A 20574-nucleotide genomic window follows, 5' to 3' on the forward strand; every position below is an offset into this window, starting at 1 on the left:
TGACAGAGGAAATTTTACCCCAGTCCCCAATCCCCAATCCCCAATCCTACTTATTCCAAAATTTAAAACTGAAACTACCAGGTGTACGGCGATAACGACGGCTTGGCCTTCTTGTTTGCTGTCTCGTGATTCTACTGGTAGATTGTTCACCTTCTACATCTTCTAAAGTTTCAACTGGTAATTGAGTTCTGGTTTCTTCTTTACTTCTCCACCAAGCAATAATCCAACCTCCACCTACAGCACCTAGACCACCTAATAAGATGCTCATGAGTGCTGGATATCCTAATAAGCCCAAACCTAGCAAGAAAAATAACCAGTATTTTAATCCGGCATCAATCCCATCAGAGGAGGGTACGGTGGGAGGCTGAGGGCTATTTTTATTGGCATTAGTAAACCAACCCAAAATGAACCAACCGAGAATACCCAGGAAAATACTTAGGGATATAGGTGTTCCCGTCGTGTTCAATATAAATATTATGAATGCCCCAAATATGATTTGAGATAATGACTCAGGGGAGAAATTGAATAAGTTGTTGTTGTTTTGCGCCATGAGTATGAGTGCTGAGTTGTGTTAGCGGTAGCGCGGCGTTTAGCCTGTGCTGAGTAATGAGTTGTGAGTGTCAAGTAAGGAGTATCTAGTTGTGAGTGTTGAGTATGGAGTGTTGAGTGCTGTTAGCGTAGAGGAGCGTAAGTTTGTGCTGCGTAAATATTTTACTTGGTTGGTAGTTTTGCATCCTAAGTGAATATCCTAACTCAGCACTCATTACTAGTTAATTACTAGTTACTCATTACTCATTACTCAGCACGGGCTAAACGCCCCGCTACCGCTAACAGCACTCATTACTCAGCACTCTCAATTGTGTTTGTGGTGGCTGTGTTGTGTCCCAAATCTGCACGTATGGTTTTTCCGTATCAGTAAAGGGTTCTGTTTGCTTGAGTTGCGAAGCTAATAAATCAACTGTCGCATCAGCAATATCACCAGTACGGTTCACAAGACGCTCCCGTACTACTTCTAAAGGTGCTGTACAGTAAATAATTTGCAGAGGTAGTTGGTGTTTTTGAGCTTGCGCGATCGCTTCCTGTCTAAGTTCTTGTTTATCATACTTAGCATCTAAAATCACGGTGTAACCTTGATTAGCTAGTATAATCCCCAAATTTAACAACCGCGCATAAGTTTTCTGGGTCATTTCTGGGGTGTATAGATCATCCCCTCCACGTTCATACAGGGGGATTCCTCCCAAGTGTTTCCTGACTGCATCTGAACGCAGATGAATTGCTCCGGTTTGTCGCGCTAAATATTTGGCTGTTGTACTCTTTCCAGAACCAGACAAACCCGACATTAAAATTAGTTTTCCTTGTTTGGGTTTAGTATATTCCCAAGCAAGTTTGTAGTATTGCGCTGCTGTTTTGCTGGCTTCTTCTTTGACTGTAGCGGGTACACTGGGGTCATCTAACAAAAACGATGTCACCTTTGCCCGCACATAAGACTGACGATTAACATATATAGGTAATACCTCTAATCCCTCCCAATCACCAGTCTGCTCTACATAGGTATTAAGATAAGCATTACTCAAATCAGGACGTTGCTGTGCTTCCAAATCCATCACCGCATAAGCAATGTCAAACATCACATCGACAAAGCGAAATGGTTCGTTAAACTCAATACAATCAAACAGCAAAATTTTATCTTGCCACAGACAAATATTTCTCAGGTGTAAGTCGCCGTGACACTCTCGAATGTAGTCATTTTGGATGCGACGCTGAAATAACTCTTGTCGTTCTGCAAAGAAACGCTCAGTGTAAGCTTTAGTTTCGTCAAACTGCGCCTGAGTTTGCGGCCCCCCAATGTATTTTGCGGTTTGTTGGTAATTTTCATCAAACGCAGCCCTGATTTGAGATACTTCCCCAAAACTACGGATGTAATCATTTGTTTCAGTTTTGGCGTGGTATTGAGCTACTACCAGTCCTAATTCTTCTAAATCGGTTTCTTTTAACTTATCGTCTGCAAACAGTGAACTAAGTAGAGTCTCTTGGGGAAACTGACGCATTTTTACTGCATATTCCACAGGATTACCTGTTCCCCCTAGAACGTATTGCTCACCCTCCAAAGTTATAGGTAACACTTCCAAATACAGTTCAGCTGCGCCTCGTTTATTTAAGCGCAACTCTTCCTGACAAAAATGCTCGCGGTTCTCTAGGGTGGAGAAATCCAAAAAACCAAAATTCACTGGTTTTTTCAACTTATAGGCATAGTCACCAGTCAGCAGCACATAAGAAACGTGAGTTTGAATTAATTGAATCGGTTCTTGTACTGGATGGGGATAGAATCCCGGCTGTAACATTTGTTGAATTAAGGCTGGAAGAGTTATTTCGGACATAAAAATTTTGGCTGAGTAATTTGTCAAGCTAGTTTTGATGGTTTGTAATAAGCACTTTAGTGCTTAAAAGAATCAGGACTAAAGTCCTTACTACAAACTGGCTTACTTATAGATTGAAACTTTAAGCAACTATTAGATAATTACAGAAAAAGTCAAGAAAGCCAAACAACAAAAAACCAGGGTTTTATCCCTGGTTTTATCAGTAATTATTACAAACTTTAAATGGCAAGTTGAGACAAAATTTGTCACTCACTGCCTTAGCCTTTGGCAGTTGCAAAAAAGCTGATGTGGTAAGGATTACCTTTTGCTGGATGTATCTGAACTTCTCTAAGTACAGTTTTACCAGTCCATTGCAATTCAGGAATACTAAGTTCAATTTCCGTCTTGTTAACAGCAGCTGCTTTCAGTAGACGTTCTACGACTTTGGCATCAATCACTAAAGAAATTGATTCTCTAGCATTGTGGCCGTATAAGTTAGCAGGGATAAGTCCAGAACGGCGTAAAGCTTTAGGTTTGCTACCTTCTGGTCTGGGTTTAGATTCGACAGTCAGAGCCATAAAAGTTATCAGTTGTTATTTGTTAGTTGTTAATTGTCAATGGTCAATGGTCAAAAAACTTGAGACTCATTACTCATTACTCATTACTCACTACTCACTACTCACTACTCAGCACTCAGCACTCAGCACTCAGCACTCAGCACTCACTAAGCACTCACTAAGCACTTAGCAAAGAAGCTGGAGTACCGTCGGCGTGCAACAAGGCACGTTTTGGCCCGTGAATGGGGTCTTCTACAATTATGGTTTGATCGCGGCTAGCACCTAAAGAGACGATCGCGATCGGGACTTCCATCAATTCTGCTAAGAATTTCAGATAGTCCAGTGCTTGCGGTGGCAAGTCTTCCAGGGTACGGCATTCTGTTGTTGGCACTTGCCAGCCTGGTAAGGTTTTGTAGATGGGACGACACCGCGCAAAAGTCCTAGAACTAGTGGGGAAGTGATCAGATCGCTCGCCGTCTATTTCATAGGCGACACAGACTTGAATTTCCTCTAATTCATCGAGAACATCTAATTTGGTAATCGCCATACAGTCCATACCGTTAATTCGGACGGCATAGCGACCGATAACGGCATCAAACCAGCCACAACGCCGTTTACGTCCGGTAGTTGTGCCAAATTCTGCACCGCGATCGCACAGTAATTCACCTAACTCACCGTCCAACTCAGTAGGAAATGGCCCTTCTCCAACTCGTGTGGTGTAGGCTTTAGAAACCCCAATCACTCGGTCTATCATTGTCGGGCCTAACCCTGTACCAACACAAGCCCCCCCAGCGACAGGGTTTGAGGAAGTGACATAGGGATAAGTTCCATGATCTAAATCGAGGAGAGTACCTTGCGCCCCTTCAAATAATATGTTAAGCCGCCGTTGCACTGCATCATATATCTTCAGCGAGGTGTCAACAACGTAAGGCCGCAGGCGTTCTGCATAACCTAGATACTCTTCAATTACCTGCTGTGGATCTAAAGGTGGTAGGTTATACAGCTTTTCTAAAATAAGGTTTTTATTATTAATTGCCCATTCCAACTGGTCGCGCAGGGCATTTTGATCCATCAAGTCTAGTACCCTAATCCCTGTACGCTCTGATTTGTCAGCGTAAGTAGGGCCAATCCCTCGACCAGTCGTACCAATCTTATGGCTTCCCCGTCGTTCTTCAGATGCCTGATCTATTAATCGATGGTAGGGCATCGTGACGTGGGCTGTCTCAGAAATGAGCAGATTTTTAGTAGAAATATTTAAAGTTTCTAATTGGTCGAGTTCTTTGATCAAAACCTGTGGATCGATGACCGTACCACAGCCGATGACGCACTTAGTTTCTGGGTACAAAATACCAGAGGGGATCAAGTGCAGCTTAAAGGTCTGACCTTTGACTACAATTGTATGTCCAGCATTCACACCCCCTTGGTAACGTACTACCACATCTGCGGAGCGGCTGAGTAAGTCAGTTATTTTACCTTTTCCTTCATCGCCCCATTGGGCGCCTATAACAATGACGTTAGCCAAGCTTTTATTATTGAGGTAAAGTTTCCACAAAGAACCATTATGAACATATTCTGCGATATTTGTCAATGGTTATTGGGAATTAGGAATTGGGCAATTCAATGAGTGGATTTTGGATTGGGATCTCAATACTAAAATCCAAAATTTCTCTGCGCCTCTATCACCTATCACCTGTCACCTATCACCTGTCCCCTGTCCCCTACTCTAGATAAATTTACACAATCTTCTTTGTGGTACAGAGGGTTTTACTCAGTGTATTTGTTAATATTATTAAACTTTTTATAGACAAAGTATCACTATGGCTTTATATGCTGAGTTACACAGACACTTGGGCGGTTCTGTTGTCCCCCGTGTCTTATGGCGTTATTTTGAGCGACATTCATCAGAGTTAATTTCTCGTTTTAGCAATTATCCAGAGTTTGAAGATTTTTACACCCGTCCACGCAACACTCTAGACGAATATCTAGAGTTGCATACTTTAGTGGAAAGTGTGCAAACAGCAGAGACATTACCGTACTTTATCTCTCGCCTAGTGCGCGGGGCTTATATTTTTGAGAATTTGGCTTATCTGGAACTCCGTTATACTCCCTATTTGCGGACACCAGAGCATTTGAGTCAATCCCAGAGAATTGACAAGATGACGGAAATTGTGGAAGTTGTGGGCAAAGCCAGCCACCTGCCAGAATATCCCATTGTGACTAGCCAAATTCTCTGTATGCACTCGCGGCTACCCTATGAAGTGAATAAGGCGATTATTGATTTAGCCGCGCAAAACAGACAATATATTTGTGCTATTGACGTAGCTGGAGGTGATAGCCACTATGCCGATCGCCTGACAGAATGGGTTAGTCTATATGATTATGCGCGATCGCTGGGGATTAACACCACCGGACACCTATACGAAACCACCGATGGGTGTTACCCAGAATTGTTACCTTATCTCTTACGAATTGGTCACGGTATCCAAATCCCCCTATTGTATCCAGAGTTACTGCCTGAAGTGGCAAGACGTAGGCAGTGTTTGGAAGTTTGCCCCACAACTTACCTAAAAACAGGTACTTTACAAGATATACGTCAACTCAAGTTAGTGTTTGACCGTTGCTTTGAGGCTGGGGTAGACATAGCTATTTGTACGGATAATGCTGGACTGCATAATGTTCGGTTGCCATTTGAGTATGAAAATCTTCTGACTTACGACATTATCAATTTTGAACAGCTGCAAGCCTGTCAGGATGCAGCTTTTCGTCATGCCTTTGCTTGGCCTTATGCTCAACGTCCAGCATCTCTGTTAAATGGTTTGTTAAAACCTGAACCTGTCAAGGCTTTGGCAAATTAGAGGCTACATAGAAACAGCCTCTTCCGAATTCCACCCAGTACCCAGACAAAATTCATCCACCCAAGAAGCCAGATTACTGGCATTAGTATGCGGTCTAGGATTAAATTTGTTAGCAGGTGCAGATGGTTTTTTATGCACATATTGCCCGTTTTGGGAAATTTCCGTTACCATTTTTGACGATATTAATGTCTTGGGTGTACCGGGAACTTCAGTAGTGATTTCTAGTGAACTGACTACTTTGCCATTGCGGGGTTTGGTCGTAGCTAATGCCAAGGAGGTCAAAGGTTTGTCTTTTTTCGGTAGTTCCAGAGTGATAGCGAATAACTGTCCTTGTTGAGAGGATGATTTGTGGATAGTAGACTTGATATTCATTTTGGCAGTAGTTGCGATCGCTCTTCCAGATGTCTTGACTTCTGCGGCGATCGCTGGCAACGTTGGCACATGATATAAACATGGCATCACTACCAACTTTTCTAACCTATCTACATGGGTTAGCGTCTGTGGAACATCCTGAACCGTGAGTGCAACTGATGTTACTGGTTGCTCCTCTGGATACTCTGGTTCGACTTTGGTGACAGCCAAATTCATCTGTGATTCGATTAAGCCTAACTCTTTGTCAGGATTAAAATTTAAACCCAAAGCTGCAACTATCTCATCAGGATTGTTATTCAGTTCCATCACAAAAGCCAGAATTTGATCAAACTCTGGTTCTAAAACAGACAGTGTTGCCAAAATAAACCCAGACGAAGGCCGGCGTAAACCATCATAGGCAGCCCAAACTCTCAATTTGACTAACCAAGGACGATTTTGCTCATAATAATCCAGCCACTTCATTTTTAAGGATTGACGCAGCTCCTGAATATTCATCGGATGCCTCGCTTCAGTCAACAATAGTGCAGACCTGTTAACAGTTAACAGTTACCAGTTATCAGTTATCAGTGCAAGGAAAACTTGATAACTTTTCACTGTTTATTTTTCACTGATTTATCCCTGGGGATGAAACCGATGATAGAGCATCTTTTGAACTCTTTGACCACCTAATAAATGCTTTTCTATAACTAGAGGTACTTCATGGGGTTGAATGCCGCTATACCAGACCATATCCGGCAACACCAACACCATCGGCCCGTTACCGCACTGTCCTAAACAACTGCTAGCTGTCACCATCGCTTCAGCAACTGGCAAAACTGCAAAAGCTGCTAATACTTCCTTCGCACCTTGCTTTTTACAGGTGCGATTTTGGCAAACTCTTACACATCTAGGAGTAGATGGTTGTTCTGTAGCTGGGGAGTTAAATTCTTGAATGAAGTTGGCCATAGGTAATGTTTCCCACCCTGCAAAAACTCAGTCAATAGTCATCATAATTAATGACTATTGACTAATGACTAATCCACAGACAGTCCTTTTGATGCTAACCATTCACGGTTAAATATCCGCGACTGATAGCGAGAACCACTATCACATAATATGGTGACAATAGTATGTCCAGAGCCTAATTGCTTGGCTAGAGCCACAGCTGCGCCTACATTGATACCAGTCGAACCACCCATTAATAAACCATCTTTTCGCAATAGCTGGTAAACCACTCGCAAGGCTTCTTTGTCATCTATTTGGATAGCATCATCAGCTGGTGTGCCTTCCATGTTGGCTGTAATTCGACTGTTACCAATGCCTTCGGTGATAGAATTACCTTCTATTGTGATTTCGCCTGTTTTGATGTAGCTGTACAGTCCACTACCCATTGGGTCAGCAACTACACATTTAATTGCTGGATTTTTTTCCTTCAGGTACATGGAAACACCCGCAAATGTTCCCCCAGTACCAGTTGCAGCCACCCAACCGTCAACTTTTCCGTCAGTTTGCGCCCAGATTTCTGCTCCTGTAGTTTCGTAATGAGCGCGACGGTTAGCTAAATTATCAAACTGATTTGCCCAGATAGCATTATCCATCTCAGCCGCAATTCTGCCAGATAGCTTGACATAGTTATTGGGGTCTTTGTAGGGTACAGCCGGAACGGGACGAACTTCTGCACCCAAGGCTGTAAGCGCGTCTATTTTTTCTTGTGATTGGGTGTTAGGAATGATAATCAGGCATTTGTAGCCTTTGGCATTGCAAATATGTGCCAATCCAATGCCAGTATTACCAGCCGTTCCTTCGATGACAGTACCACCCGGTTTAAGTAACCCTTTTTCTTCTGCATCTTTGATGATGTAAAGTGCAGCGCGGTCTTTGACTGAACCCCCAGGATTAAGAAATTCTGCTTTGGCCAGAATTTCACACCCTGTTTCTTCACTGAAGCTATTTAAGCGAATCAGTGGGGTATTGCCAACAGTGCCTATGAAACCATTTTTAATATCCATTGTCATTTTACTTGAGTTCTTACCTATAAAAATTGTGGCTCATAGCGGTGGTATGTATACACTGATTTTAATCCGTAAAACGATGACCGACCTACGCTCAAAGACCATCTCTACGTTCCCTGCGGGATGCGGAGCGTGTTGGAGACAGAGGCTGTGCCAACACTTACAGTGAGCGGCGATGCCACCAAAATTTCACTTCTCCTAACTCTCCGCGCCTCTGCGCCTCTGCGTGTTAGCGTTAGCGGGGCGTAGCCCAACAAATTCATCTGCAATTTCCGAAAAGCAAGCCTAAGCTGTAGGATCTATTCTCTGAAGTCAATTTAAAAACCCCTGAATCAAAATAGTAAATTCACTGGGGTTGTCAGCTACATACGTAAGTTAATATACAGGAAATTGATAAGTAATAATATCATCCTCAATGGGGTGGATATCCATGACATCTCAAAATAATCACCATCATGAACTGGAGCAAAGGGAACGGATACTGCGAGAGAAAGAAGTAGAATTACGACTCCGAGAAATGGAACAACAAATGCCTACTAATGATGCACCATTTCATAAGACGTTGAAACACCAACCAGACAATTCTCCTAAACCCTGGATGAAAAAAGTAATTCTTGGTGGTAAATTATTTGCTCTTGGTGTAGCGGCGTTAGTTGCAGTCAGAGTCGCATCGGTTTTGGCCGGATTTGTCATTATGGCAGTTCTAGCTTGGGTAGCATACAAGCTATTTTTTGAAAATCGCAAAAAATCATCTTAAATTAAGGGAAAATGGTGATGGTTAATCAAGTAGCAACTGATAGATTTATTGAAGATTTAGAACGTGTTGCTCAGGTACGTTCTGAGATGGCAATGTGTTTACAACATCTATCTGAAACCATTAACAAAGCCGAATTAGATGGGGAATCTTCCTCTGGTAAGCTTAGTTTAGAACGGGATTTAGAAGATATTGATATAGCGAGTAAAAACTTAAAAAAAGGTGTATTTCGCCTGTTGGTTTTAGGCGATATGAAGCGGGGTAAAAGCACTTTTCTCAATGCCTTAATTGGAGAGAACTTACTCCCCAGTGATGTTAACCCCTGTACCGCAGTTTTAACAGTTTTACGCTATGGTTCAGAAAAAAAAGTTACGATTCATTTTAATGATGGCAAAAAACCACAACAGCTAGATTTTCAAAATTTTAAATATAAATATACAATTGATCCAGCCGAAGCTAAAAAGTTAGAGCAAGAGAAAAAACAAGCATTTCCTGATGTTGATTATGCAGTAGTTGAGTATCCTTTAACACTTCTAGAAAAAGGGATTGAAATTGTTGATAGTCCAGGGTTAAATGATACAGAAGCCAGGAATGAGTTATCTTTAGGGTATGTCAATAATTGCCATGCGATTCTATTTGTGATGAGAGCTTCCCAACCGTGTACGTTGGGTGAGCGTCGTTATCTAGAAAACTATATTAAAGGGCGAGGTTTATCAGTTTTCTTCTTAATTAATGCTTGGGATCAGGTAAAAGAATCATTGATTGATCCTGATGATGTAGAAGAGATTAAATCTGCTGAAAATAGACTTAGACAAGTTTTTAAAGCGAATTTAGCAGAATATTGCCAAGTAGACGGCCAAAATATTTATGATGAAAGAGTATTTGAACTGTCATCGATTCAAGCACTGCGGCTACGTTTAAAGAATCCCCAAGCAGATTTAAGCGGGACTGGCTTCCCTGATTTTATGGGTGCGCTTAATACTTTTCTTACCAGAGAACGAGCGATCGCAGAACTCCGACAAGCAAGAACATTAGCTAGACAAGCGGTTAACCATACTCGCGAAGCCATAGGTAGAAGGATACCATTACTTGATCAAGATGTCGAAGAATTAAAAACACGCATTAATTCTGTAGAACCTGAGTTTAAAAAGCTCACGAATATTCGAGATCAATTCCAGAGAGAAATCTTTACTACTAGAGACACCCAATCACGCAAAATATCTGAATCTTTCCGCAGTTATGTTTTAAATTTAGGCAATACTTTTGAAAGTGATTTCTTACGCTATCAACCAGAATTAAAGATATTAGATTTTCTTAGTAATGGGAAACGAGAAGCATTTAATGCTGCACTGCAAAAAGCCTTTGAACAATACATGACTGATAAATGTGCAGCTTGGACTTTAACTGCTGAGAAAGATATTAATGCAGCTTTTAAAGAATTATCTCGTAGTGCAGCGCAGTATGGTGCATCTTACAACCAAGTCACTGAGCAAATTACAGAAAAACTCACTGGAAAACAAGTTAAAGTCAACACTAACAACAGTAATACAGAAGAAGATAATGCTCCTAGTTGGGCAAAATGGGCAATGGGATTGTTATCACTTTCTAGGGGGAATCTAGCTGGTTTTGCAATGGCTGGAGCTGGATTTGACTGGAAAAATATCTTATTAAATTATTTCACTGTCATTGGTGTGGGGAGTATTATCACCGCAGTTACAGGTATACTTCTCGGCCCCATTGGATTTGCTTTACTTGGTTTGGGAGTAGGTGTTTTACAAGCAGATCAAGCTCGAAAAGAGTTAGTTAAAACTGCGAAGAAAGAGTTAATCAAATATTTACCTCAAGTAGCAAATGAAAAATCACGAACTGTATATGATGCAGTAAAAGAGTGTTTTGACAGCTACGAAAGAGAAGTGAGTAAAAGGATTAATGATGATATTACTGCTCGTAAATCTGAGTTAGATAATCTGCTTAAGCAAAAAGAAACACGAGAAATAAATCGGGAGAGTGAGTTAAAGCGGTTTAAAACTTTGCAAGAAAATGTCATCTTTCAATTACAAAAGATTGAGACAGCTTATAGTAATCTTTTAGCTTACTATGGCTAGTATCAATCAAATCTCATCTCTCTCTTGGCTACAATATAGAGAGAAGTGGTAATTTTTAAACGCCGAGGTTGAATGAAAGCTTTGTGTTTAGAGGTTAAAAAATTGTGATGCTCCCTTAACTACATATGAACACTGATAAAATTATCTGTGTTTATCTGTAGTTAAAAGTTTACAGACTAAACCTAGAATGAGGGGAATATGCCACAACAGGATACAAGATACAGAGACTTAGCAGAGGTTTTAAAATCTGCATCTACATTACTAGGTTTAGAACGCACATCACAACTACATCAAGATATTATTAATATTGGCAATTATCTGACTAATCCTAACTTTAGGGTTGCAGTTTTTGGCCCCTTTAATCATGGTAAATCAACGCTGTTAAATGCTATCTTAGGAACTCGCACGTTACCGATAGATTTAATTCCCACCACAGGCGCAGCTATTACTGTGAAATATGGTTCTGATGTCAGAACTCGCATCATGTTGGTAGATGGATCAGAAATCTATCGCAGTGGTACGGAAGTTTTACAACAATATGCAATCCTTGATGGTGATAGACAGATGCGAAAAGATGTAATATCTGTTGAAGTTTTTTGTCCTCATACTTTTTTAGAAACTGGTGTAGAGTTTATTGATTTACCAGGGACAAATGATCGGGATGAGCAGGATAATTTAGTTCGAGAGCAACTTTTCAGTGCTGATTTAGTTGTGCAGTTACTAGATGCACGCAAGTTGATGACTTTAGGTGAGCGGGAAAACTTGCGAGATTGGTTATTAGATAGGGGTATTAAAACAGTTATTTTTGTTGCTAATTTTATTAATTTACTTGACTCGGAAGAGCAAAAACAAGTGCAGAATCGGCTGCGGTTTGTTGCAGAAAGTTTCCGTGCGGAATTACCTCCTGGTTTTAGTAATTTATATCGTGTGGACGCTTTACCTGCTTTGCGCGCTAGATTAAAAGGTGATGTGGCGGCGGCTAGTAGTAGTGGCTTAGTGGCTTTTGAGACGGCTTTGCAAAATATTGTGAGTATTTTACAACAAAATCGGGGTGGTGTCAGGTTGCCAAGAGTGCAGGCGATCTCATCCCAAATTCAATTATCATTAAAAAATAAAATTGACCCTATTGCTAACGAATTTAAAGTTTTTGATGCAAAACAAAATGCCAAAATAGAAATTAAACAAAAAGCACAAAATCTGATCAAACAAGGCTTTAATACTAGTCTATATGAGTTAAGAAATTGGCTGTCTTTACCAAACTTACTAGCTAAATATCAAGCTGATGCAGCTGTTGCACTAGCAGAAAATAATTTTAAATCTTGGCAAAAAAATCAACTCAAAAAAGAACTCATAGAATTACAGTTAGCTGTAATGAAATGGCTATATCAAGCTTATGATTTTTTTAAGGAAGAACGACCTGAAGATTTATTAATTTCTTTCCCGCCAGAACCACAAATTACTTTACCATCAAAACCAGATAATACTGAAATATTAAGTGAACCTGGAGCAATGGCTGTAGGTGGTGGGATTGGTTGGTTATTAGGTGGGCCAGTAGGTGCTGCTGTTGTTGGGAGTATTTCTTATGTATTAAATAAAAATATTCAACAGTATGAAGAAAAATCAGCAAACGAATCATATCATCAACAAGTTGCTAAACTTTGTATAAATGCAACTGAAGATTATTTGTCTCAATTTAGTAGTCAAGCTTTATCAAAGTTATTTGAATTTGAACGTCACGCTGAAAAAGTGATTTACTTTAAAATTACTCAAGAACCCCAAGAAGTTAATCAACAACGTGAATGTTTACGACGACTGCAACAAGGATTTAATCAATTACTTGGTGAGTTAGAAAAAGCGAAAATTCCTTCTAACTATCAACCTTATATAGAAACGCCAAAAGTTAGTCAACCTCAACAAAAGTCTTCGCGCCAACAAGAACGGATTTATACTCGCCCACCTCAAGCTACTTATAACCCACCAAGACAGGAGAATACACCTAAGACTCCTGAAAAAAAGGTAGAATCTCCAAAACAACAAGTTTATTCTCCCCCACCACCACCAAAAACTACTCCTTCACCCAATCCCGCAGAGTTAGAAGCGAAGTTTCGTAACTGGGAAATGGATGAAGAAATAGCACGAATGAAAGCAGAAATGCGTATTCCTGGTTTTCAGAATAGTCAGCAGCAGACAAATCAAAGTAAGCAAGCACCTAAACCACCTCAAAGCCAAGTAGAAAAAGATAAAATTGCTCGCGCGTATAATATTTTAGGTTTGCCACAAAATGCAGCTTTTGCGGATATCAAACAGGCTTATAAAACTTTAGTTAAAAAATGGCATCCAGATTTATTTGTCAACCAACCTCAGATGCAAAAACAAGCTCAGGAAAAAATGCGTTTGCTTAATGAAGCTTATACAGTATTATCTACTGCTAAAAGTTGATTTATTTTGGATTTTTGACTATGGTCGCTTGCCAACAAAAACCGGGGTAGACCCCGGTATAAATTTACATTATGATTGCAGCCTAACTGTCAGCAAAACTTGAGGGGGAACGAAACTTGCTGTTGATCAGATGTTTGAACATATAATCCACTATGCTTTGTTTAAAGGCTTACCTGTGCTACTTCCTGCTCTCTTGTAATTTTATTGAACTCACATTCATCTGTCTCAAAATTGCTGTACATAGTGGACTATCCGCATCTAAAAAACCTTTGATTGCGGTAAAGTGATTTTCTTGAGGCTGTGGTAAGTATTCACCAGTCAATCCTTTTTCCTTCCATGCAGTCAGAAAATCTTGCGACTGTCGTTGAAATTCTGAAGTTTCTTCTCCACCATAAGTTATGAGTAAAGAGCCAGCTTTTTCGGGAAGATTAAGCATAGGACTATTACGAAGAACTTCAGCCCAGGTTAGTTGTAGTTTGGGTTGTAGCCAGGTGTAGGGAAACGGCATCAAATCAAACAAACCGCTAATAGCACAACCACCTTTAATGATGTTATCTGGCACTCCATACTCGTTTTTCCAGTCTGTAGCCATGACCATTGCGGTTAAATGACCACCTGCTGAGTGACCAGCTACATAGATCCGATTGGGGTCTGCGCCAAAGCTTTCGGCATGATGATAAATCCAGGTAATTGCTGAACGATTTTGGCGGACAATTTCATCAATGGTCACTTTGGGACACAAGGCATAGTTGACCACGACGACTGTAACATTTGCAGCTACCAGACCTTGGGCGACAAAGTTAAAGTCTTTACTGCTTCCCATTATCCAATAGCCACCGTGGATAAATACCAAAATTGGAGAGTTTGGCTCTGTTGCAGGGAAAATATCTAAGTGTTCGGCTACGGTAGGGCCAAAAGCAACATTTAAATGGCAGCGTAGTTTGTCACGCACTTTAGCACTGTTTGTAGCATAAAAATTCATGTACGCAGGTATATCAAGGCCTAGTTCACCAGGATTGTACTGAAAATCTAGCTCTGTTTGAGTTTGAAAATTACGGTAAAGCATTAAATTTTTCTGATTTATATTTTATATGAGTTAAAAAACTGGATATTTGTTCAAAAGTCAGCACATCAAGAAATAGGCAGGAGAAAATAGCCCATAGGGTTGAACCGTAGAGCAGCAGCTGGCTTTTGATCGGTCAGAGCGCAATGCTGTTTATGCAGTAGCGATCGCCATGAAAGAAGCGATGGTAGAAGGACTTGCACTTTGCAACCCTATCATTCGGTAGAAAGCTTTGAACTCTTTACCATCGCACAAAGACTCAAAATTGAGCAGATAGCTTAGACAGGAATTAGCGATCGCTCTGATTGATAAACTCTAACGAAGGGTTCTTGATAGGAATGAGTTGTAATATAGGCATGAAACTCATTGATCAAGTCGGTAAAATACTCAAACGCCACATCAATAAATTCTAGTATTTGCTGATGAATCTCCTCTGGCACTTCAATCTCTGCCATTACTTGCAGAGAAGCAGGAGTATGGAGAGTGTGAGTATTTTCTATGTGGTTATGCCGCATTCCGAAATAACGGAACTCTGCTTCAACTATTTCTTGCAGTTGTAGTGCCGCAGACATAGTTGAACGGAAAAAGACATTTGCTGTCACTTCAGAGACTTCTATGGCAACTAATTTGATAATCGGATGCGCTCCATGAGTATACCGCTCGAACAGAGGAAACATGGAACGGGAAACTTTAGTATGCTCACTCCAAATGAATCGCACCGCATCGCTAAACCGCATAGGATAGTCAATGCCCATCTTTTCCATGTCTTCCAATAACCATTGCCAATGGAAATGCTCTTCGTGGGTATGCACGTTGACCATATCTTGAATGTAATTGGTCGTTGGCTCATCTCTGAGAACTCTTTTGCACAACTCACTGAACTCCATTGCCAGTGGAGTAATTACAGGTGCAAATGCTAACCTCTGCCGGGGGTCAATTGTCTCGTCTTCCATATACTGAAAGAACGGCAACTGGGCGTACTCCTGGTTCTTCTTTTCGATCAACTCAAGAATTGATTTCATTTTGATGCTCATATCTTTTCCCGTTGGCAGAATAAACAAAGAGCTAGGCACTTACCAGTAATAAAATGCTTAACCGCCGCTTTTGCATTGAGAGCAAAAGCGTCAAAAATATATAGATTGTATAAAAAATATTTTTGATCCGGTAAGGCAGTAAGTCTTTGCGGTTTAAGTTACAGCCAAGCGGCTGCACCAACCCGAACGGCAGAGCATTTTATTTTTGGAGCTTGATCATACTTTTTAGCCTACATCACGATAATACATTATAAATACTTAAATTTATATAAAGATTAGGTCAAAAATGATAACTTTGGGAAAATTACATAAAATTGAAAGCTAACACCGCCTTTGAAAGTCCGGGCAAACGCACCTAAGTGTTGATCAGCCTAGATAAAAGTACATAAGTAACTAGGCACGAAAAAACAAAACTATGTGAAAACCATTAAACAACTTCGCTAACGCAATTACTGGCAGACTGGAAGCGATCACTAGTCGTGCATCTGCATTTTATGACACCTTAAATTGCGATAAGTTTAGGGGTTTAAGGGTGTAGGGGTAGAAAGATTATTTCTTGAGAGTTACCAAATTTTAGACATATTCAAGACAAATCTGGGTAAAGCTGGATCTGCACTCACTTTATCAGGACTTTCTAAACATTCTTCTGGTTGACCTGGATGATATATATAAACTCGGCGATACTTGCGGTCAATCAACCAACCTAACTTTACCCCTGGCTCTTTCATATATTCAACCATTTTATCTTTCAGGGGTTGGAGGTTATCGCTAGGCGATCGCAGTTCCACTACAAAATCGGGACAAATAGGTGCAAAGCTTTGTTGCTGTTCTGATGAGAGAGTATTCCACCGTTCTAATTTCATCCATGAAGCATCAGGAGAGCGTTTTGCACCCGTGGATAATGTAAAGCCTGTACTGGAGTCAAAACAAATACCTGTACCATCTTGTTCTGACCAAACTCCTAGCTGTAAAGCCACATTAAAGTTACGATTTCCTGTTTCTGAACCCGTAGGCGGCATGATTGAAATTTCTCCAAATTGATTCATTTCAATGCGTAATTCACGATTTACTTGACAGAACTCAAAGAATTGCTCGTCTGTCATTTGCATTGATGGAGGCATTTGTATCACTAAGGAAGATGACAGCATAAAATTTCAACAGCTGACTTTATTTTCCATTTTTACGTAAATACAAAAAAACGCAAAGATGAAGCTTTGCGTCTTATATACGAACTGACTTAAAAATTTACAGACAGTGCTACAGGTTTAAAGCTGGACTAGGCCTACGCTCAATCATCTGTCACCTGTCACCTGTAACCTGTCACCTTTTATTTATTAGGCTGAGGAGTCATCCGCAAGTAGGGTTTAACTTCTTGATAGCCTTTGGGGAATTTTTCCTTCAATACTTCTGGATCTTTGAGCGAGGGTACAATTACACAATCGTCGCCATCTTTCCAGTCGGCTGGGGTAGCGACGCTGTAGTTGTCGGTAAGTTGCAATGAATCAATTACCCGCAACAGTTCATCAAAGTTGCGTCCGGTGCTGGGGGGGTAAGTAAAGGAAAGACGTAGTTTTTTGTTGGGATCAATCACAAATACTGAACGCACTGTAACAGATGCGTTAGCGTTGGGGTGAATCATGTCGTAAAGATCGGAAACTTTACGATCTGCGTCTGCCAAAATTGGATAGTTGAGGGTGGTGCTTTGAGTTTCTTCGATGTCGCCTACCCAGCCTTTGTGAGATTCTACATCATCAACGCTGAGAGCGATCGCTTTTACGTTACGCTTGTCAAATTCTGGTTTTAGTTTGGCAACTGTACCTAACTCAGTTGTGCAAACTGGTGTATAGTCAGCAGGGTGAGAAAACAGCACAACCCAGCTATCACCAGCCCATGCGTAAAAATCTATGTCGCCATGTGTAGACGCTTGTGTAAAGTTGGGTACTGTATCACCAAGACGGAGAGCCATATAAGATTCCCTGTAGTTAAATAAGGCTTATGTATTTTAGCGTGTCGTTTTGACACAACATCGGTTTCCCCATCGGCTTTTAGTTGTTTGTAACAAAATTTTAACTTTTGAGCCTTTAAGAAGTCTTTCCAGATGGGGAATAATAACTGACGGAATCTGATTATTGCATAAATACAATGTATTTGTTTTTTCTTAACTATGAAATAATGTGACAAATTTGCTGGAATAGTCTGGCAAATATTTGTAGTTTTTAGAGGTATTCGTATAATCTGAGTTAAGTTATACTTGTTACAAGCTTTACTTACATATATACGCTTTTTAGGCGGCTGATATTAAAATATTTGCTTGTAGTAGGAAATTGCAGAGATTACTAGGTAACTGACTTTCTGGGATAAATACATGATTCTCAAAGGGTCTTGGTCAATTACGCGTTTGACGGCAGCCTTTAGTTTACTGTTACTAACAGCTTGTAATAGTAATGCCAACTCTGATGATAACTTTACGGGTTTGAAAGTTAAGCTTTTGGTGGGTAGTGCCTTGGGTGATTTTTGCAACCAAGCCGCAAAGAATTTTAATGATACCCAACCGACGTTAGATAATGGGACAGGGTTTCGGGTAAGTTGCGAAGCATTGGGTAGCGGCGATGTGGTGACAAAGGTGGTTACTTCAGCTACGCAACTGAAAAATGGGACTTTGCAAGCAGATGCACCAGACTTACCAACTATTATTTCTCTGGATGGAGATATATATCACAGTCAGCTAGTTTACCGCATTAACCAACTGTTTCCAGGGCAAAATTATATTCCCGATATCACTGACGCACAGCTAATAGCGAACACGCCAATGGTGTTTATGGCGCAGCCGGATGTAGCTGGAGGACTAAAAAAAGTTGCTGACCCTTATCAAGCTTTGGTGACAGCGAAGACTCACCGGGATATTGACCCAGCCGCGCCGCCATTAACTGTTAACTATGTCCACACTGCGCCGACTCGTTCTAATTCTGGGTTACAAACACTGGTAGCTCAATATGCCAGTGTATCGAATAAGCGTCCTGAAGAGTTGACTGTTGCTGATGTGCAGAAGTTTCAGCCGCAAATTCAGCAAATCCAAAGCAAGATTACCCGTTATGGTGTCTCTACTAATTCTCTCGCCCAATCGATGGTGAAAAATGGGACATTTTGGGCTTCGGTGGGGTCTGTTTACGAGTCTAGTGTGATTGTGGCTAATTCTGGCTTGCAACCAGGACAGCAGCGTTATACAGCCGTTTATCCCAAAGTAACGTTTACTTCTAATATGCGGGCAATTGTGCCGAATACGCCTTGGGTGAGTGCAGATGAGAAGGCTGCTGCTGAGAAGTTTATCACCTATTGGCGATCGCCGGAAACTCAAAAAATTGCCCCCGATTTAGGTTTAAGGCCAGGAACTCCCGGTGTGGCTTTAGGTACAAAGTTTTCTCCAGATTTTGGTGTGGAATCTCAAGCCAAGTATGATTCCCTCAGACCACCTAAACCAGAGGTGGTTGATGCTATGTTGAAATCTTGGCAGGAAGCCTCGAAGAAACCATCGTTAGTGGTGGTAGTTGTCGATTCTTCTGGTTCGATGGAGGGAAATAAACTACCAGCCGTCCAAAATACTCTATTAAATTACATTAATAATCTCGGTGTAAAAGAGCAGATTGCTTTGATTGATTTTGATTCGGAGATTCGTCCCCCAGTGTTAGTAGATGGTACACCCCAAGGGCGCGATCGCGGCCTGCAATTTATTAGTGGACTGAAGGCGGATGGTGGAACAAGATTATATGATGCTGCTTTACAAGCTCGCAATTGGTTACAGCAAAATCGTCGTCAAGATGCAATTAATGCTGTTTTAATATTAACAGATGGGGAAGATTCAGGTTCGCAAGTTTCCTTAAATAAACTATCAAATGAATTGCAAAAAAGTGGTTTTTCTACTGACCAAAGAATTGGCTTTTTTACTGTTGGTTATGGGAAAGAGGGTGAGTTTAATCCTGATGCTTTGAAGAAGATTGCTGAGTTGAATGGGGGATATTATTCTAAGGGTGATCCGGAAACAATTGCTCGGTTGATGTCAGATTTGCAGGTTGAGTTTTAAACGCAGAGGTACGCTGAGGTAAGCGCAAAGTAACGCGGAGTTTTTCTATTATGCTGAAATTAGCAAACCCAATGTTTTATCCGTTAGCTGTGTTAACTGGAGGGGTAACTTTATTTGTAGGTGTGCGTTTAGGACAATTGCCAAGTCCATTTATGATACCTTTTGCTGCTGGTATTGCTGTTGCTGGGGCTAGTTTTTTAAGGTCTCGTGAACCAGAATTTTTAGAGTTAGATAATCCAGCATTGGAACGGGAAATTTTAGCAGTTAAAACATCGGCGTTGGCTTTAGCGAACCAAGCTAATGGACTAAATTTGGCAGCCCAAAAGCTGTTAAATGATACTTTTCAAATTGAACTATTGGCTACTGTTTCTATAAGTTGCGATCACGTCTCACAACTTCCCGGTAAAATTGATACGTTAGTATTCAATTTGCATAATACTAATTCGCTCCTTTCTATTGAGGCTTTACAACAGCAACTTACAGAAGTACAAAAAAAATTACCTTCTAGTTCTGGGGTAGCTAAACGACATCTCAATCAATTAGCGGATAGTCTCAAGCGCAATATACAGTTAGCACAAGAAGGTGAAGATAGTCGTCTAGCTAGGATTATTAATATTGCTACTTTAATACAAGATTTTGCAGGTGTATTGCAAAAACTGCAAACAAGATTACGTACATCTGACTTAAGTGATTCTGAACAAATTAATGGTTTACAATTAATTGCCGATGAACTAAGTAGTCTTTCAGAAAACCTAGATTTATTAGTACGACAATAATTTTGTTTTAGCGGTTGTTTAAAAAGTCGGAAGAGGTATGAATCAATTCACAATTCAAAATAAAAATGTCATTCTGACTGGAGCGGAGCGTAAGGTTCGCGAAGCGTTCCGTAGGAAAGAATCTTAATACTTGTCGGTTAAGCTAAAAACACTAAATCAGGTAGGTTGGTTTGAAATTAGGAAACCCAACATT

Annotated in this window: 17 protein-coding genes; 6 read left to right on the forward strand and 11 right to left on the reverse strand. The window is 40.6% G+C overall.

Going from position 1 to position 20574, the window contains the following annotated elements:
- Window positions 1-46: 46 nt before the first annotated feature.
- From VB693_RS05130 to VB693_RS05145, 4 genes are all read right to left on the reverse strand, one after another.
- The gene (locus VB693_RS05130) at window positions 47-550 is read right to left on the reverse strand and encodes a hypothetical protein (RefSeq protein ID WP_190702942.1); all 504 of its coding nucleotides are present in this window, start codon (window positions 548-550) and stop codon (window positions 47-49) included.
- A 277-nt stretch (window positions 551-827) separates the two neighbouring features.
- Window positions 828-2378 carry an AAA family ATPase gene (locus tag VB693_RS05135; RefSeq protein WP_323265323.1) on the reverse strand — a complete coding sequence of 517 codons (1551 nt, stop codon included), beginning with the start codon at window positions 2376-2378 and terminating at the stop codon, window positions 828-830.
- 257 nt (window positions 2379-2635) lie between these two features.
- Window positions 2636-2935 carry a 50S ribosomal protein L25 gene (rplY, locus tag VB693_RS05140; RefSeq protein ID WP_190702936.1) on the reverse strand — a complete coding sequence of 100 codons (300 nt, stop codon included), beginning with the start codon at window positions 2933-2935 and terminating at the stop codon, window positions 2636-2638.
- A 157-nt stretch (window positions 2936-3092) separates the two neighbouring features.
- Window positions 3093-4436, reverse strand: a complete 1344-nt coding sequence (locus VB693_RS05145) for an adenylosuccinate synthase (RefSeq protein ID WP_190703141.1) — start codon at window positions 4434-4436, stop codon at window positions 3093-3095.
- A 295-nt stretch (window positions 4437-4731) separates the two neighbouring features.
- On the opposite strand from VB693_RS05145, the gene VB693_RS05150 reads away from it, so the two are divergent.
- Window positions 4732-5769, forward strand: a complete 1038-nt coding sequence (locus tag VB693_RS05150) for an adenosine deaminase (protein WP_323265324.1) — start codon at window positions 4732-4734, stop codon at window positions 5767-5769.
- A 3-nt stretch (window positions 5770-5772) separates the two neighbouring features.
- On the opposite strand, the gene VB693_RS05155 is transcribed toward VB693_RS05150, so the two are convergent.
- The 3 genes from VB693_RS05155 to VB693_RS05165 all read right to left on the reverse strand — a co-directional run bounded on the left by VB693_RS05155 (window position 5773) and on the right by VB693_RS05165 (window position 8129).
- Window positions 5773-6636 (reverse strand): DUF5331 domain-containing protein, encoded by an 864-nt coding sequence (locus VB693_RS05155; RefSeq protein WP_323265325.1) that lies wholly within the window; start codon window positions 6634-6636, stop codon window positions 5773-5775.
- A 117-nt stretch (window positions 6637-6753) separates the two neighbouring features.
- Window positions 6754-7086: a (2Fe-2S) ferredoxin domain-containing protein gene (locus VB693_RS05160; RefSeq protein WP_323265326.1), complete on the reverse strand. Its 333-nt coding sequence runs from the start codon at window positions 7084-7086 to the stop codon at window positions 6754-6756.
- Between the two features lie 68 nt (window positions 7087-7154).
- The gene (locus tag VB693_RS05165; RefSeq protein WP_323265327.1) at window positions 7155-8129 is read right to left on the reverse strand and encodes a cysteine synthase A; all 975 of its coding nucleotides are present in this window, start codon (window positions 8127-8129) and stop codon (window positions 7155-7157) included.
- Between the two features lie 433 nt (window positions 8130-8562).
- On the opposite strand from VB693_RS05165, the gene VB693_RS05170 reads away from it, so the two are divergent.
- The 3 genes from VB693_RS05170 to VB693_RS05180 all read left to right on the forward strand — a co-directional run bounded on the left by VB693_RS05170 (window position 8563) and on the right by VB693_RS05180 (window position 13430).
- Window positions 8563-8889: a DUF3040 domain-containing protein gene (locus VB693_RS05170; protein ID WP_190702923.1), complete on the forward strand. Its 327-nt coding sequence runs from the start codon at window positions 8563-8565 to the stop codon at window positions 8887-8889.
- A gap of 17 nt (window positions 8890-8906) precedes the next feature.
- Window positions 8907-10991, forward strand: coding sequence for a dynamin family protein (locus tag VB693_RS05175; RefSeq protein WP_323265328.1), 2085 nt, complete (start codon window positions 8907-8909; stop codon window positions 10989-10991).
- Between the two features lie 198 nt (window positions 10992-11189).
- Window positions 11190-13430: a dynamin family protein gene (locus VB693_RS05180; RefSeq protein ID WP_323265329.1), complete on the forward strand. Its 2241-nt coding sequence runs from the start codon at window positions 11190-11192 to the stop codon at window positions 13428-13430.
- Between the two features lie 178 nt (window positions 13431-13608).
- Here the strand turns inward: VB693_RS05180 and VB693_RS05185 are convergent, their stop codons facing one another.
- From VB693_RS05185 to VB693_RS05200, 4 genes are all read right to left on the reverse strand, one after another.
- Window positions 13609-14496, reverse strand: a complete 888-nt coding sequence (locus VB693_RS05185) for an alpha/beta hydrolase (RefSeq protein WP_323265330.1) — start codon at window positions 14494-14496, stop codon at window positions 13609-13611.
- A gap of 275 nt (window positions 14497-14771) precedes the next feature.
- Window positions 14772-15515, reverse strand: coding sequence for a hypothetical protein (locus VB693_RS05190; protein ID WP_323265331.1), 744 nt, complete (start codon window positions 15513-15515; stop codon window positions 14772-14774).
- Between the two features lie 575 nt (window positions 15516-16090).
- Entirely contained in the window at window positions 16091-16675 is a 585-nt protein-coding gene (locus VB693_RS05195; protein WP_323265332.1) for a Uma2 family endonuclease, read from the reverse strand.
- A gap of 179 nt (window positions 16676-16854) precedes the next feature.
- A complete protein-coding gene (locus tag VB693_RS05200; RefSeq protein ID WP_190702906.1) occupies window positions 16855-17493 on the reverse strand; it encodes a peroxiredoxin in 639 nt (212 codons plus the stop codon).
- A gap of 399 nt (window positions 17494-17892) precedes the next feature.
- Between VB693_RS05200 and VB693_RS05205 the strand changes: the two genes are divergently transcribed.
- Together VB693_RS05205 and VB693_RS05210 are read left to right on the forward strand one after the other, a co-directional pair.
- Window positions 17893-19605, forward strand: coding sequence for a VWA domain-containing protein (locus tag VB693_RS05205; RefSeq protein WP_323265333.1), 1713 nt, complete (start codon window positions 17893-17895; stop codon window positions 19603-19605).
- A 50-nt stretch (window positions 19606-19655) separates the two neighbouring features.
- The gene (locus tag VB693_RS05210) at window positions 19656-20381 is read left to right on the forward strand and encodes a hypothetical protein (protein ID WP_323265334.1); all 726 of its coding nucleotides are present in this window, start codon (window positions 19656-19658) and stop codon (window positions 20379-20381) included.
- Window positions 20382-20574 lie beyond the last annotated feature (193 nt).

This window comes from Anabaena sp. UHCC 0399 (genome assembly GCF_034931465.1).
GTDB lineage: Bacteria > Cyanobacteriota > Cyanobacteriia > Cyanobacteriales > Nostocaceae > Trichormus > Trichormus minutissimus.